This window comes from Citrobacter sp. Ce104, from assembly GCF_030334595.1.
GTDB lineage: Bacteria > Pseudomonadota > Gammaproteobacteria > Enterobacterales > Enterobacteriaceae > Citrobacter > Citrobacter europaeus.
In genome coordinates, this window is record NZ_JAOWDP010000068.1 from 301,005 (window position 1) to 315,368 (window position 14,364).

The following is a 14,364-nucleotide window of genomic DNA, read 5'->3' on the forward strand; positions in this document are numbered from 1 at the left end:
TATGCCAAAGATTGTTATTTTGCCTCATCAGGATCTCTGTCCCGATGGCGCAGTTCTGGAAGCTGAGACCGGCGAAACCATTCTTGACGTTGCTCTGCGTAACGGTATCGAGATTGAACACGCCTGTGAAAAATCCTGTGCCTGCACAACCTGCCACTGCATCGTACGTGAAGGTTTTGATTCTTTGCCGGAAAGCACGGAAGAAGAAGACGACATGCTGGATAAAGCCTGGGGACTGGAGCCGGAGAGCCGTTTAAGCTGTCAGGCGCGGGTAACCGAGGACGATTTAGTGGTCGAAATCCCACGTTACACAATCAATCATGCGCGTGAGCATTAACAGAGGGTAGTATGGGACTGAAGTGGACCGATAGCCGCGAGATCGGCGAGGCGCTGTATGACGCGTTCCCCGACCTCGATCCCAAGACCGTTCGTTTCACCGATCTGCATCAATGGATCTGTGACCTGGAAGAGTTCGATGATGATCCGCAGGCATCGAACGAAAAAATCCTTGAGGCCATTTTGCTGGTCTGGCTGGACGAAGCCGAATAAGTCAACGGGCTGCCCACGGGTGGCCCGTTTTCCTGTATGCGCGAAAATAAGGATAAATAAAATGACAGAAGCCATGAAAATTACGCTTTCCACGCAACCCGCTGACGCCCGCTGGGGTGAAAAGGCGACATACAGCATTAATAATGACGGCATTACCCTGCATCTGAACGGGAAAGATGACCTCGGCCTTATCCAGCGCGCCGCACGTAAAATTGACGGTCTGGGGATTAAACACGTTCAACTGGACGGTGAAGGCTGGGATACCGAACGTAGCTGGGCATTCTGGCAGGGTTACAAAGGACCAAAAGGCACCCGCAAAGTTGAGTGGGCTACCCTGGACGAAGCACAGCGCAAAGAGCTGGATAACCGTCTGAAGATTATTGACTGGGTGCGCGATACCATTAACGCCCCGGCGGAAGAACTGGGCCCGGAACAACTGGCGCAACGCGCGGTCGACCTGCTGTGTGGCGTGGCTTGTGATAACGTCTCTTACCGGATCACCAAAGGCGAAGATCTGCGTGAGCAGAACTACATGGGACTGCATACCGTGGGTCGTGGCTCCGAACGTCCGCCGGTGCTGCTGGCGCTGGATTACAACCCGACTGGCGACAAGGAAGCCCCGGTTTATGCCTGTCTGGTTGGCAAGGGAATTACCTTTGACTCCGGCGGTTACAGCATCAAGCAAAGCGCATTTATGGACTCAATGAAGTCCGACATGGGCGGTGCGGCAACGGTCACCGGCGCGCTGGCGTTTGCCATCACCCGTGGTCTGAACAAGCGCGTGAAGCTGTATCTGTGCTGCGCGGATAACCTGATCAGCGGCAACGCTTTTAAGCTCGGCGATATTATTCACTATCGCAACGGTAAAAAAGTTGAAGTAATGAATACCGATGCCGAAGGGCGCCTGGTGCTGGCCGATGGCCTGATCGACGCCAGCGCGCAGAAACCGGAACTGATCATTGATGCCGCCACGCTGACCGGCGCGGCGAAAACAGCGTTGGGTAACGATTACCACGCGCTGTTTAGCTTTGATGATCAGCTGGCTGCTCGCCTGCTGGCCAGTGCGGCGCAAGAAAACGAACCGTTCTGGCGTCTGCCGCTGGCAGAGTTCCACCGAAGCCAGTTGCCGTCTAATTTTGCTGAACTGAATAACACCGGCAGTGCGGCTTACCCGGCTGGCGCAAGCACCGCGGCGGGCTTCCTGTCCCATTTCGTGGAAAACTACCAGCAGGGCTGGTTGCACATCGACTGCTCTGCGACCTATCGCAAAGCGCCGGTTGAGCAGTGGTCTGCGGGTGCAACTGGTCTGGGTGTGCGCACTATCGCGAATCTGCTGACTGCCTAATTCATGACTGTATTGCCGGATGGCGCTACGCTTATCCGGCCTACATGTATTCATCCAATTTGTGATACTTATGTCCGAATCAAAAAATGAACTAGAAACATTGCTGGAGCAAGCGGCGACAGAGCCTGCGCATCGTCCGGCATTTTTCCGTACTTTACTGGAATCCACCGTCTGGGTACCGGGTACCGCCGCTGAAGGTGAGGCGGTGGTTGAAGACAGCGCCCTCGATCTGCAGCACTGGGAGAAAGAAGACGGCACGACCGTGATCCCGTTCTTCACCTCTCTGGAAGCTCTGCAACAGGCGGTGGAAGATGAACAAGCGTTTGTCGTGATGCCGGTGCGTACGTTGTTTGAAATGACGCTCGGCGAAACGCTGTTTCTCAACGCGAAACTGCCGACCGGCAAAGAATTTATGCCGCGTGAGGTAAGCCTGCTGATGGGGGAAGAGGGTAATCCGCTGAGCACCCAGGAAGTACTCGAAGGCGGTGAATCGCTGATCCTCTCTGAAGTCGCTGAGCCGCCAGCGCAGATGATTGACTCGCTGACCACGCTGTTTAAAACCATCAAGCCGGTAAAACGCGCGTTTCTCTGCTCAATCAAAGAAAGCGCGGAAGCCCAGCCGAATCTGCTGATTGGTATTGAAGCGGAAGGAGATATTGAAGAGATCATCCACGCTGCGGGCAGCGTCGCAACCGATACGTTGCCGGGTGATGAACCCATTGACATCTGCCAGGTGAGGAAAGGCGAGAAGGGCGTCAGCCACTTTATCACTGAGCACATCGCCCCGTTCTATGAGCGCCGCTGGGGTGGTTTCCTGCGCGACTTTAAACAGAACCGGATTATCTAAATTGTAGGCCGGATGAGCGAAGCGCTATCCGGCTTTTCCAGCTTTATAATTTCGGTTCTACCGGTAAATCACTCCGCGCTCCCCATTCGCTCCATGCGCCGTCATACAATGCGACGTTAGAAACGCCCAGCGTGGCAAGCGCCAGTATCACGACAGCAGCCGTTACGCCAGAGCCGCAGCTGGCGATAATGGGGCGGTCAAAGCTTACGCCGTGGCTGAAGAAAATAGCATCCAGTTCGTCGGTGGTTTTCAGTTCACCGTCACGAACCAGCTCTGTCCACGGTACGTTAAGCGCACCGGGCACATGACCACGTTTCAGGCCTGGACGCGGCTCGTCAACTTCAGCATTAAAACGCGCAGCCGGACGGGCATCGACGATCTGCGCCGTTTTTTCATGACTGGCCAGCAGAACATCGGTAACGCGCACGATGGCTTCAGGCGTAAATGCCACGTTAAATTCACCTTCAGGTAAATCCTCATCTCCTTCCTGGAGCATTAGCTCATCACGCTGCCAGCCTGCCAGACCGCCCGCCAGAATGGAGACATTCTCGACGCCAAAAGTCCGCAGCATCCACCATGCGCGTGGAGCGGAAAACAGATTTCCGTCATCGTAGACAATCAGATGCTTATCCTGATCAACGCCCAGCTCACGCATAGCTACAGCAAAGGCTTCCGGGCGCGGCATCATATGCGGTAGCGGTGACGTATGGTCGGAAAGCGCTTCAATATCAAAAAAGACTGCGCCAGGAATATGGCCCGCACGATACTCCTCGCCAACATCGCGATCTTCCTGTCCTGGAGGTGCCATCCGGGCATCAAGAATTTGTATTTCCGGGTCGTCAATGTGTTCGGCAAGCCAGTCGGCAGCGACAAAGAAGGCGGTGGTCATAGGCATCTCCATTTTTACCAGGTTTTGGCAAATTGTCGGACGTTTAGTACAAAGCGACAAGTAAAAGAGGCTGATTTGTCAGGCGAATCCACATTAATCACGAAAATTAGGACAACGTTGTTCATTTACTGGCTTCCACAGCCTGAAAACTAACGCATAATAGTTGTTCTACGTAGCTAACGGGCCACTGCGGCCAGGGATGAAAAATGAAACATTTACGCGTAGCGGCCTGCATGCTGATGCTGGCACTGGTTGGGTGCGATAATAATAACGAAAAATCACCGACGGCTGCGAAACCTGACTCGCCAGCTCCCCAGACTGCGCCAGTAAAAGACAAGGCCCAATTACAAAAGCTGATGCAGCAAAGCCAGGGCAAGTCGCTGACGCTGCTGGATGCCTCAGAGGTCCAGCTCGACGGTGCGGCAACGCTCGTGTTGACCTTCTCCATTCCCCTCGATCCGGAACAAGATTTTTCCCGCGTCGTGCACGTTGTTGATAAAAAAAGCGGAAAAGTGGATGGTGCCTGGGAGCTGGCGCCAAATCTGAAAGAGCTACGCTTACGCCATCTCGAACCCAACCGGGAACTGGTGGTGACTATTGAGCGTGATTTGCTGGCGCTGAATAAAGCGACGTTCTCTATAGATTATGAAAAAAACATTACCACCCGCGACGTTCAGCCAAGCGTAGGGTTCGCCAGTCGTGGCTCGCTGCTGCCGGGAAAAGTGATTGAAGGGCTGCCGGTTATGGCTCTTAACATTAACAGTGTGGATGTGAACTTCTTTCGCGTGAAGCCTGAGTCGCTCGGCGCGTTTGTCAGCCAGTGGGAATACCGCAATTCGTTGGCAAACTGGGAGTCCGACAATCTGCTGAAAATGGCGGAACTGGTTTATACCGGGCGCTTTGACCTCAATCCGGCGCGTAACACCCGTGAGAAGCTGCTGCTGCCGCTGAGCGATATAAAGCCGTTGCAGCAAGCGGGCGTTTACATCGCAGTGATGAATCAGGCTGGACAATACAACTACAGCAATGCCGCTACGCTGTTCACGCTCAGCGATATTGGTGTATCGGCGCACCGTTACCACAATCAACTGGATGTCTTTACGCAGAGTCTTGAAAACGGCGCCGCGCAGCAGGGTATTGAGGTCACGTTACTCAACGAAAAAGGGCAGACGCTGGCGCAGGCAACCAGCGACACTCAGGGTCATGTAACGCTTAAGACCGATAAAGACGCGGCCTTATTGTTGGCCCGCAAAGACGGACAAACCACGCTGCTGGATCTGAAGCTTCCGGCGTTGGACCTGGCTGAGTTTGATATTGCTGGCGCGCCGGGATATAGCAAACAGTTCTTTATGTTTGGTCCCCGTGACCTCTATCGGCCTAGTGAGACGGTGATCCTCAACGGATTACTGCGTGACAGCGACGGTAAAACGTTACCCGACCAGCCAGTGAAGCTGGAAGTCGTTAAGCCCGACGGACAGGTCTTACGCTCGGTAGTTAGCCAGCCGGAGAACGGCCTGTACCGCTTTAGCTGGCCGCTGGACAGCAGCGCGCCAACCGGTATGTGGCATATTCGTGCCAATACAGGCGACAACCAGTCGCGGATGTGGGATTTCCACGTTGAAGATTTTATGCCGGAGCGGATGGCGCTCAATCTCACCGCCAGCAAAATGCCGGTAGCGCCAACTGATGAAGTGAAGTTCTCGGTAGTGGGCTACTACCTGTATGGCGCGCCCGCTAACGGCAATACCCTGCAAGGGCAGCTTTTCCTGCGCCCGCTGCGCGAAGCGGTGCAGGCATTACCAGGGTTCCAGTTTGGTAATATTGCCGAAGAAAACCTTTCCCGCAGTCTCGATGAAGTGCAGTTGACGCTGGATGATCACGGTCGCGGCGAAGTGACTACCAACAGCCAATGGCAGGAGACACATTCTCCGTTACAGGTGATCCTGCAAGCCAGCCTGCTGGAATCAGGTGGCCGTCCGGTAACGCGTCGGGCTGAACAAGCCATCTGGCCTGCGGACACACTGCCGGGTATTCGTCCGCAGTTTGCGGCAAAAGCCGTTTATGATTACCGCACCGATACCACCGTGAATCAGCCTATTGTCGATGAAGACAGCAACGCTGCTTTCGATATTGTGTATGCCGATGCGCAAGGCGATAAAAAAGCGGTGTCCGGCTTGCAGGTGCGTTTGATCCGTGAACGTCGTGATTATTACTGGAACTGGTCTGAAGGCGAGGGCTGGCAATCACAGTTCGATCAAAAGGATCTTGTTGAGGGTGAGCAGACCCTGGATCTTAAAGCGGATGAGACCGGTAAAGTCAGCTTTCCGGTTGAGTGGGGTGCCTATCGTCTGGAAGTCAAAGCCCCGAATGATGCGGTGAGCAGCGTACGCTTCTGGGCGGGTTATAGCTGGCAGGATAACAGCGACGGCAGTGGGGCAGTGCGTCCCGATCGCGTGACCCTGAAACTTGATAAACCCAGCTATCGTCCTGGCGATACCATGAAGCTACACGTTGCCGCTCCCGCTGCTGGCAAAGGTTATGCAATGGTGGAATCCAGCGAAGGCCCGCTGTGGTGGCAAGAAATAGACGTACCGGCGGATGGTCTCGATATCTCCATCCCGGTCGATAAAGCCTGGAATCGCCACGATTTGTATCTCAGTGCGCTGGTGGTTCGTCCTGGCGACAAGTCCCGTTCGGCAACGCCAAAACGGGCGGTCGGCTTACTACATTTACCGCTAGGCGATGAAAACCGTCGTCTGGCGCTGGCCCTGGAAAGCCCGGCGAAAATACGGCCAAATCAGCCGTTGACCGTCAAGATTAAAGCCAGCGTTAAAAATGGCGAGGTGCCAAAGCAGGTTAATGTGCTGGTCTCAGCCGTCGACAGCGGGGTGTTGAACATTACCGACTACGCCACGCCGGATCCGTGGCAGGCGTTTTTCGGGCAAAAACGCTATGGCGCAGATATTTATGATATTTACGGCCAGGTGATCGAAGGGCAAGGGCGCCTGGCGGCGCTGCGCTTTGGTGGTGATGGCGATGAATTAAAACGCGGCGGTAAGCCACCGGTCAATCACGTCAATATTGTGGCGCAACAGGCGCTGCCGGTTACGCTTAACGAGCAGGGCGAAGGTACGGTGACGTTACCGATTGGTGATTTCAACGGCGAGCTGCGGGTAATGGCGCAAGCCTGGACGGCGGATGACTTTGGCAGCAGCGAAAGCAAAGTGATTGTCGCCGCGCCGGTGATTGCTGAACTGAACATGCCGCGCTTTCTGGCAGGGGGCGATACCTCGCGTCTGACGCTGGATGTGACCAACCTGACTGACAAACCACAAACGCTGAATATTAAGCTCGCGGCCAGCGGTCTGCTGGAACTCATGGGGCAAGATCCCGCCCCGGTGAATCTGGCGCCAGGCGTACGGACTACGCTGTTTATTCCGGTGCGTGCGCGGGAGGGTTTTGGCGATGGCGAAATTCAGGCAGAAATTAGCGGTCTGACTTTACCGGGGGAAACGCTGCCTGTGCAGCATAAACAGTGGAAGATTGGCGTGCGACCGGCATTCCCGGCGCAAACCGTGAATAACGGCGTCGCACTTCAGCCGGGGGCAACCTGGCAGCTTCCGGTCGAAGAACTGACCAATTTCTCCCCAGCGACGATGCAGGGGCAATTGCTGTTTAGCGGTAAGCCGCCGCTGAATCTGGCGCGCTACATCCGCGAACTGAAAGCCTACCCTTACGGTTGCCTCGAGCAAACGGCGAGCGGGTTGTTCCCTTCTTTATATACCAACGCCGCGCAACTGAAGGCGTTAGGTATCGCGGGTGATAGCGATGAAAAACGCCGTGCGGCAGTAGACATTGGTATTTCTCGTTTACTGCAAATGCAGCGTGATAACGGCGGTTTTGCGCTGTGGGATAAAAACGGATCGGAAGAGTACTGGCTGACCGCGTATGTGATGGATTTCCTCGTGCGAGCGAATGAACAGGGCTACAGCGTCCCGGCGGAGGTGATTAACCGGGGTAACGAGCGGCTGCTGCGCTATTTGCAGGATCCGGGCATGATGTCGATTCGCTATACCGACGACGCATCTGCAAGCCGATTTGCCGTACAGGCCTACGCCGCGCTGGTGCTGGCTCGTCAGCAGAAAGCCCCGCTCGGCGCGCTGCGTGAGATCTGGGATCACCGTGCACAGGCCGCTTCCGGTTTACCGCTGTTGCAACTGGGGATCGCGCTGAAAAACATGGGCGATGCCAACCGCAGTGAACAGGCGTTGACCCTGGCGCTGAATACACCACGTCGCGACGCGCAGCAGTGGATGGCGGATTACGGCAGCCAGCTGCGCGACAACGCGCTGATGCTGGCCTTGCTGGAAGAGAACAAACTCAAACCTGACGTGCAGAATACCTTGCTGAACACCTTGTCAGAACAGGCCTTTGGGCAGCGCTGGCTCTCTACTCAGGAAAATAATGCGCTGTTCCTTGCCGCGCGTACGTTACAGGACTTGCCAGGCACATGGCAGGCGCAAACGTCACTCTCTGAACAACCGTTAGCCGGGGAGAAATCACAGACGCGGAATCTGGATGCCGATGCGTTGTCTACGCTGAGCGTCACCAATACCGGTAATTTGCCACTGTGGCTGCGTCTGGATGTGAGCGGTTACCCGCAAACCTCACCGACGCCTGCCAGCAACGTTTTGCATATTGAGCGTCAAATCCTGGGGCTAGACGGAAACAGTAAATCGCTGGATTCTCTGCGCAGCGGCGAGCTGGTGCTGGTCTGGCTGGAGGTGAAAGCCAGCCAGAATGTACCGGATGCGCTGGTGGTCGATCTACTGCCAGCCGGCCTGGAGCTGGAAAACCAGAATCTGGCCAACGGCAGCGCCAGCCTGCAGGATAGCGGTAGCGAAGTAGCGAATCTGCTCAATCAGATGCAACAAGCGGATATCCAGCACGTTGAATTCCGTGACGATCGCTTTGTTGCCGCGGTGGCGGTCAATGAAGGACAACCGGTTACGCTGGTGTATCTGGCGCGGGCGGTAACGCCGGGGACCTACCAGGTTCCTGTCCCGCAGGTGGAATCAATGTATGTTCCGCAGTGGCGCGCGACCGGTGCGACAGAGGGACTTTTGATTGTCAGACCGTAAATGATGCGCGGGTTGGGTAAACGCGGCTGCTGGCTCTGGGTGGCAGCCGTTGCGCTATTGTTTCTGGCGGCGGTTTGGGCGGCAGATAAAATCTGGCCGCTGCCGCTGCACGAAGTCGATCCGGCACGGGTCGTGGTGGCGCATGATGGTACGCCGCTGTGGCGCTTCGCCGATGCGGACGGTATCTGGCGTTATCCGGTGGCTATTGATGAGGTATCGCCTCGCTACCTTGAGGCGTTAATTAACTACGAAGACCGCTGGTTCTGGAAACATCCCGGCGTCAATCCGTTTTCCGTGCTGCGCGCAGCGTGGCAGGACCTCTCCTCTGGGCGTGTGGTTTCGGGCGGCAGTACTCTCACCATGCAGGTAGCACGATTACTCGATCCCCATCCGCGAACCTTCGGCGGCAAGTTCCGCCAGCTCTGGCGCGCATTGCAGCTGGAATGGCACCTCTCCAAGCGCGACATCCTGACGCTGTATCTTAACCGTGCGCCATTTGGCGGTACGCTGCAGGGCGTGGGGGCGGCAAGCTGGGCCTATCTTGGCAAATCGCCCGCGCAATTGAGTTATTCCGATGCTGCGCTGCTGGCGGTGCTGCCCCAGGCGCCGAGTCGTCTGCGCCCGGACCGTTGGCCGGATCGCGCCCAAGCGGCGCGCAATAAAGTGCTCGAACGTATGGCGACGCAGGGCATTTGGCCTGCCAGACAGGTACAGGAGTCGCGTGAAGAACCGGTCTGGTTGGCGCCCAGACAAATGCCGCAGTTAGCGCCGTTATTCTCGCGCATGATGCTGGGAAAAAGCCGAAGCGATAAAATCGTGACCACCCTTGACGCCGGGTTGCAGCGCCAACTGGAAGAGCTGGCGCAAAACTGGAAGGGGCGCTTACCTGTACGCAGTTCGCTGGCGATGATTGTGGTCGATCACACCGATATGAGCGTGCGTGGCTGGGTGGGGTCGGTAGATATGAATGACGACTCCCGCTTTGGTCATGTGGATATGGTGAATGCGATCCGTTCGCCGGGCTCGGTGCTAAAGCCGTTTGTATATGGTCTGGCGTTGGATGACGGACTCATTCATCCTGCTTCGTTGTTGCAGGATGTACCTCGGCGAACCGGGGACTATCGACCAGGGAATTTTGACAGCGGTTTTCATGGACCGGTGAGTATGAGCGAAGCACTGGTAAGGTCGTTGAATTTACCCGCCGTGCAGGTACTCGAAGCCTATGGCCCGAAGCGTTTTGCCGCATCGTTACGTAACGTTGGCTTACCGCTGTATCTGCCCGCAGGGGCAGCGCCGAATCTGTCGCTGATTTTAGGCGGCGCGGGGGCAAGGCTTGGTGATATGGCCGCAGCATACAGCGCCTTTGCTCGCCAGGGAAAAGCGGGAAAACTGCGTCTGCAGCCGGGCGACCCACTGCTTGAACGTCCGTTGATGTCGGCGGGCGCGGCGTGGATTATTCGCCGTATTATGGCCGATGAAGCGCAACCGCTACCGGATAACGCTTTGAGCAGAGTGGTCCCGCTGGCGTGGAAAACGGGCACCAGCTATGGCTATCGCGATGCGTGGGCGATTGGTGTTAACGCTCGTTATGTGATCGGTATCTGGACTGGCAGACCAGACGGAACGCCAGTTGTGGGCCAGTTTGGATTTGCCAGTGCCGTGCCGCTGCTTAATCAGGTCAATAATCTTCTGCTCTCTCGCGGGACAAATCAGCCGGAAGATCCGCGTCCGGTATCCGTTAGCCGTGGCGTGGTGTGCTGGCCTGGTGGGCAATCTCTTGCGCCCGGTGACAGCAACTGTCGACGTCGTCTGGCAACCTGGATACTGGACGGCAGCCAGCCGCCAACGTTGCTATTGCCCGAGCAGGAGGGGGTGAGCGGCATTCGTTTCCCCGTCTGGCTGGACGAAGAAGGCAAACGTGTGGCGGCAGATTGCCCGCAGGCGCGCGAACAAACTTTAATCGTCTGGCCTTTACCGCTGGAGCCATGGCTGCCGGAGTCAGAACGCCGTAGGGCGAGATTACCACCGGTTTCTGCCACGTGTCCGCCGCTGGGGCAGGACGATTCGCTGCCGTTGCAGTTGACAGGGGTGCGTGATGGCGCGATTGTGAGGCGTTTACCCGGTTCTGCACAAGCCTCATTGCCGGTACGAACCACCGGCGGGTCAGGTGAGCGCTGGTGGTTTCTCAATGGCGAAAGGCTGGATGAACGCGGACAACATCTTACGCTACGGCTGGCGACGAAAGGGGATTATCAACTGCTGGTGATGGATGACGCCGGGCAGGTGGCGACGGTGAGATTTTCGATGCAGTAGATCAGTTGGTGACTGTTTGTTGCTAAAATTCATCTTATTTTAAAGAAATGTTACCTTCATCAATAGTCAATTGCCGGGATGCTCTTTATAATCCGCGCCAGGTAAACCACAACAAAACATCTTTTTCAGAGGTAATCATGGCTATTGAACGTACTTTTTCCATCATCAAACCAAACGCGGTGGCAAAAAACGTTATTGGCAGCATCTTTGCGCGCTTTGAAGCAGCAGGGTTCAAAATTGTCGGTACTAAAATGCTGCACCTGACCGTTGAGCAGGCGCGCGGCTTCTATGCTGAGCATGACGGCAAGCCATTCTTTGACGGTCTGGTTGAATTCATGACTTCCGGTCCGATCGTTGTTTCTGTTCTGGAAAGCGAAAATGCCGTACAGCGTCACCGCGACCTGCTCGGCGCAACCAACCCGGCAAATGCGCTGGCGGGTACTCTGCGTGCAGACTACGCTGACAGCTTCACCGAGAACGGTACTCACGGTTCTGATTCCGTTGAATCTGCAGCGCGCGAAATCGCCTATTTCTTTGGTGAAGGCGAGGTTTGCCCGCGCACTCGCTGATAAGCTCGTCCTGTAGGCCGGATAAGCGTTTGCGCATCCGGCTCTGCTTTGCCTGATGGCGCCGCTGATGCGTCTTATCAGGCCTACGATCTTCCTTTACATATTATTTTCGCTAATGCTTCGTGCAAACGTGGCATCCCTGCGCCAGACTTTGTACAATGCAACGCCCCGGAAGAGCAGATCGCTTGCCGGGGCGTTTCTTTTTAACCCTCCATGGGCCACAACGTGTAACAACGAGGCCGGAAAAAATTATGTCTGAATTAGTTAACACCTCTGAAGTCGTCATTCCTGCGGTTCCAAATAAAAATGGAAAAATTAACCTGCTGGATCTGAACCGTCAGCAAATGCGCGAATTCTTCAAAGAGATGGGCGAAAAACCGTTTCGTGCCGATCAGGTCATGAAGTGGATGTACCACTATTGCAGCGATAACTTTGATGACATGACTGACATCAATAAGGTGCTGCGTAACAAGCTGAAAGAAGTGGCTGAAATTCGCGCCCCGGAAGTGGTGGAAGAGCAGCGTTCTTCTGACGGTACGATCAAATGGGCCATTGCAGTTGGCGATCAGCGCGTTGAAACGGTGTATATCCCGGAAGACGATCGCGCGACCCTGTGTGTTTCTTCACAGGTCGGTTGTGCATTAGAGTGTAAATTCTGCTCTACGGCGCAACAGGGCTTCAACCGTAACCTGCGGGTATCGGAGATCATTGGTCAGGTCTGGCGCGCGGCGAAAATCGTCGGGGCGGTGAAGGCTACGGGCGTGCGTCCTATTACCAACGTGGTAATGATGGGGATGGGCGAGCCGCTGCTCAACCTGACTAACGTGGTGCCGGCGATGGAAATCATGCTGGATGACTTCGGATTCGGGCTGTCCAAGCGTCGCGTCACGCTCTCCACGTCAGGCGTTGTCCCTGCGCTGGATAAGCTGGGCGATATGATTGACGTCGCGCTGGCAATTTCTCTGCATGCGCCGAACGATGAAATTCGTGACGAAATTGTACCTATCAATAAAAAGTACAATATCGAAACATTCCTTGGCGCGGTTCGTCGTTATCTGGAGAAATCCAACGCTAACCAGGGACGTGTGACCATTGAGTATGTGATGTTAGATCACATCAATGATGGCACTGAACACGCGCATCAGTTGGCCGAGCTGCTGAAAGATACGCCGTGTAAAATTAACCTGATCCCGTGGAACCCGTTCCCGGGCGCGCCGTATGGTCGTAGCTCTAACAGCCGTATCGATCGTTTCTCCAAAGTGTTAATGAGCTATGGTTTTACTACCATCGTGCGTAAAACACGTGGCGATGACATCGATGCTGCCTGCGGTCAGCTGGCGGGCGACGTTATCGACCGTACCAAGCGTACTCTGCGTAAGCGTATGCAGGGCGACGCTATCGACATTAAGACCGTTTGATGTTGAGAGCACTACGGTACAATTCATGTACCGTAGTGTAATGTAAGCCATATGAGGTTTTTTGTTGTCGTCGTCAGGTCAATAATAACGGTGCGTTTTTGTCGACTTTAAGGCAGTATGTAACGGCGCAACAAGCGTTTAGCCCTCAGGCTTACGCTGTTTTGTCATTGATAGTCTGACCGTTTTATACTGTCTGACGAAGGTTAACTGACCAGATGTTTCGCGGTGTGGGTGAGCATTGTGGCTCGCCGGCATCAGAACCCAAATTTACGCAGCTGTAGCGAATGAATACTGAAGCCACGCACGACAAAAATGAAGCACTATCCACCGGCGTTCGTCTGCGCAATGCCCGTGAACAACTCGGATTCAGCCAGCAGGCAGTCGCGGAGCGACTTTGCCTGAAGGTCTCCACGGTACGCGATATTGAAGAAGATAAGGCGCCAGCCGATCTCGCTTCAACATTCCTGCGCGGATACATCCGTTCTTATGCGCGTCTGGTGCATATTCCTGAAGAAGAACTGTTGCCAGGGCTGGAAAAACAGGCTCCGATTCGTCCTGCCAAAGTCGCGCCGATGCAGAGCTTCTCGCTCGGTAAGCGTCGTAAGAAACGCGACGGCTGGTTAATGACCTTTACCTGGCTGGTACTGTTTGTCGTTGTCGGACTGACGGGCGCCTGGTGGTGGCAAAACCATAAAGCGCAGCAGGAAGAGATCACCACCATGGCCGATCAATCCTCCGCTGAGCTGAATGCCGGTAAAGAGGGTGCGCAGAACGTACCGTTAGATACCAGCGCCGCAGCGGGCCAGGAGACGACTCCGGCACCGGACGATGGTGCAGTGGCGGACGCAGCGCCTACGGCAGATGCGGCAGCGACCCCGGCACCTGCCGCTGATGCGCAGCAGAACGCCGTTGTGGCGCCTTCTCAGGCTAACGTCGATACCGCAACCGCAGCGCCAACTACCGCAGCACCGCTGCCGACCGATCAGGCTGGCGTGACTACGCCAGCTGCCGATCCTAACGCGCTGGTGATGAACTTTACCGCCGATTGCTGGCTGGAAGTCACCGATGCGACCGGTAAAAAACTGTTCAGCGGGATGCAGCGTAAAGACGGCAATCTGAACCTGACCGGTCAGGCGCCGTACAAACTGAAAATTGGCGCTCCGGCGGCAGTGCAGATTCAGTTCCAGGGTAAACCTGTCGATCTGAGTCGTTTTATCAGAACTAACCAGGTTGCGCGTCTGACCGTTAATGCCGAACAATCACCGGCTCAGTAACAGACGGCAATGCGGGAGA

General features: G+C 55.5%; 10 protein-coding genes. 9 read left to right on the top strand and 1 reads right to left on the bottom strand.

The window, feature by feature from the left end; genetic code table 11:
- Position 1 precedes the first annotated feature (1 nt).
- The 4 genes from fdx to sseB all read left to right on the top strand — a co-directional run bounded on the left by fdx (position 2) and on the right by sseB (position 2,741).
- Complete coding sequence (gene fdx / locus OGW16_RS19885) at positions 2–337, top strand: ISC system 2Fe-2S type ferredoxin (RefSeq protein WP_003037690.1); 336 nt, start codon at positions 2–4, stop codon at positions 335–337.
- Positions 338–348: 11 nt separating this feature from the next.
- Positions 349–549, top strand: a complete 201-nt coding sequence (iscX, locus tag OGW16_RS19890; protein ID WP_003037694.1) for a Fe-S cluster assembly protein IscX — start codon at positions 349–351, stop codon at positions 547–549.
- Between the two features lie 61 nt (positions 550–610).
- Positions 611–1,894 carry an aminopeptidase PepB gene (gene pepB, locus OGW16_RS19895; protein ID WP_087052440.1) on the top strand — a complete coding sequence of 428 codons (1,284 nt, stop codon included), beginning with the start codon at positions 611–613 and terminating at the stop codon, positions 1,892–1,894.
- A 70-nt stretch (positions 1,895–1,964) separates the two neighbouring features.
- On the top strand, positions 1,965–2,741 hold the full coding sequence (gene sseB / locus OGW16_RS19900) for an enhanced serine sensitivity protein SseB (RefSeq protein WP_075145824.1): 777 nt from the start codon (positions 1,965–1,967) through the stop codon (positions 2,739–2,741).
- 43 nt (positions 2,742–2,784) lie between these two features.
- On the opposite strand, the gene sseA is transcribed toward sseB, so the two are convergent.
- On the bottom strand, positions 2,785–3,630 hold the full coding sequence (gene sseA / locus OGW16_RS19905) for a 3-mercaptopyruvate sulfurtransferase (protein ID WP_193145153.1): 846 nt from the start codon (positions 3,628–3,630) through the stop codon (positions 2,785–2,787).
- A gap of 206 nt (positions 3,631–3,836) precedes the next feature.
- Here sseA and OGW16_RS19910 point away from each other — a divergent pair, with 206 nt between their 5' ends.
- From OGW16_RS19910 to rodZ, 5 genes are all read left to right on the top strand, one after another.
- Complete coding sequence (locus OGW16_RS19910; protein ID WP_286518718.1) at positions 3,837–8,771, top strand: alpha-2-macroglobulin family protein; 4,935 nt, start codon at positions 3,837–3,839, stop codon at positions 8,769–8,771.
- Positions 8,772–11,084, top strand: a complete 2,313-nt coding sequence (pbpC, locus tag OGW16_RS19915; protein ID WP_286518719.1) for a peptidoglycan glycosyltransferase PbpC — start codon at positions 8,772–8,774, stop codon at positions 11,082–11,084.
- Positions 11,085–11,221: 137 nt separating this feature from the next.
- The gene (ndk, locus tag OGW16_RS19920) at positions 11,222–11,653 is read left to right on the top strand and encodes a nucleoside-diphosphate kinase (RefSeq protein ID WP_003037710.1); all 432 of its coding nucleotides are present in this window, start codon (positions 11,222–11,224) and stop codon (positions 11,651–11,653) included.
- 251 nt (positions 11,654–11,904) lie between these two features.
- Complete coding sequence (gene rlmN, locus OGW16_RS19925) at positions 11,905–13,071, top strand: dual-specificity RNA methyltransferase RlmN (protein ID WP_003037713.1); 1,167 nt, start codon at positions 11,905–11,907, stop codon at positions 13,069–13,071.
- A gap of 284 nt (positions 13,072–13,355) precedes the next feature.
- Entirely contained in the window at positions 13,356–14,345 is a 990-nt protein-coding gene (gene rodZ / locus OGW16_RS19930; protein WP_043017187.1) for a cytoskeleton protein RodZ, read from the top strand.
- Positions 14,346–14,364 lie beyond the last annotated feature (19 nt).

Bases quoted from the DNA above. Each gene is read 5' to 3' on its own strand.
- OGW16_RS19910 (WP_286518718.1), top strand. From the start codon at position 3,837: ATGAAACATTTACGCGTAGCGGCCTGCATGCTGATGCTGGCACTGGTT.
- sseA (WP_193145153.1), bottom strand. From the start codon at position 3,630: ATGACCACCGCCTTCTTTGTCGCTGCCGACTGGCTTGCCGAACACATT.
- fdx (WP_003037690.1), top strand. From the start codon at position 2: ATGCCAAAGATTGTTATTTTGCCTCATCAGGATCTCTGTCCCGATGGC.
- iscX (WP_003037694.1), top strand. From the start codon at position 349: ATGGGACTGAAGTGGACCGATAGCCGCGAGATCGGCGAGGCGCTGTAT.
- pbpC (WP_286518719.1), top strand. From the start codon at position 8,772: ATGATGCGCGGGTTGGGTAAACGCGGCTGCTGGCTCTGGGTGGCAGCC.
- ndk (WP_003037710.1), top strand. From the start codon at position 11,222: ATGGCTATTGAACGTACTTTTTCCATCATCAAACCAAACGCGGTGGCA.
- sseB (WP_075145824.1), top strand. From the start codon at position 1,965: ATGTCCGAATCAAAAAATGAACTAGAAACATTGCTGGAGCAAGCGGCG.
- pepB (WP_087052440.1), top strand. From the start codon at position 611: ATGACAGAAGCCATGAAAATTACGCTTTCCACGCAACCCGCTGACGCC.
- rodZ (WP_043017187.1), top strand. From the start codon at position 13,356: ATGAATACTGAAGCCACGCACGACAAAAATGAAGCACTATCCACCGGC.
- rlmN (WP_003037713.1), top strand. From the start codon at position 11,905: ATGTCTGAATTAGTTAACACCTCTGAAGTCGTCATTCCTGCGGTTCCA.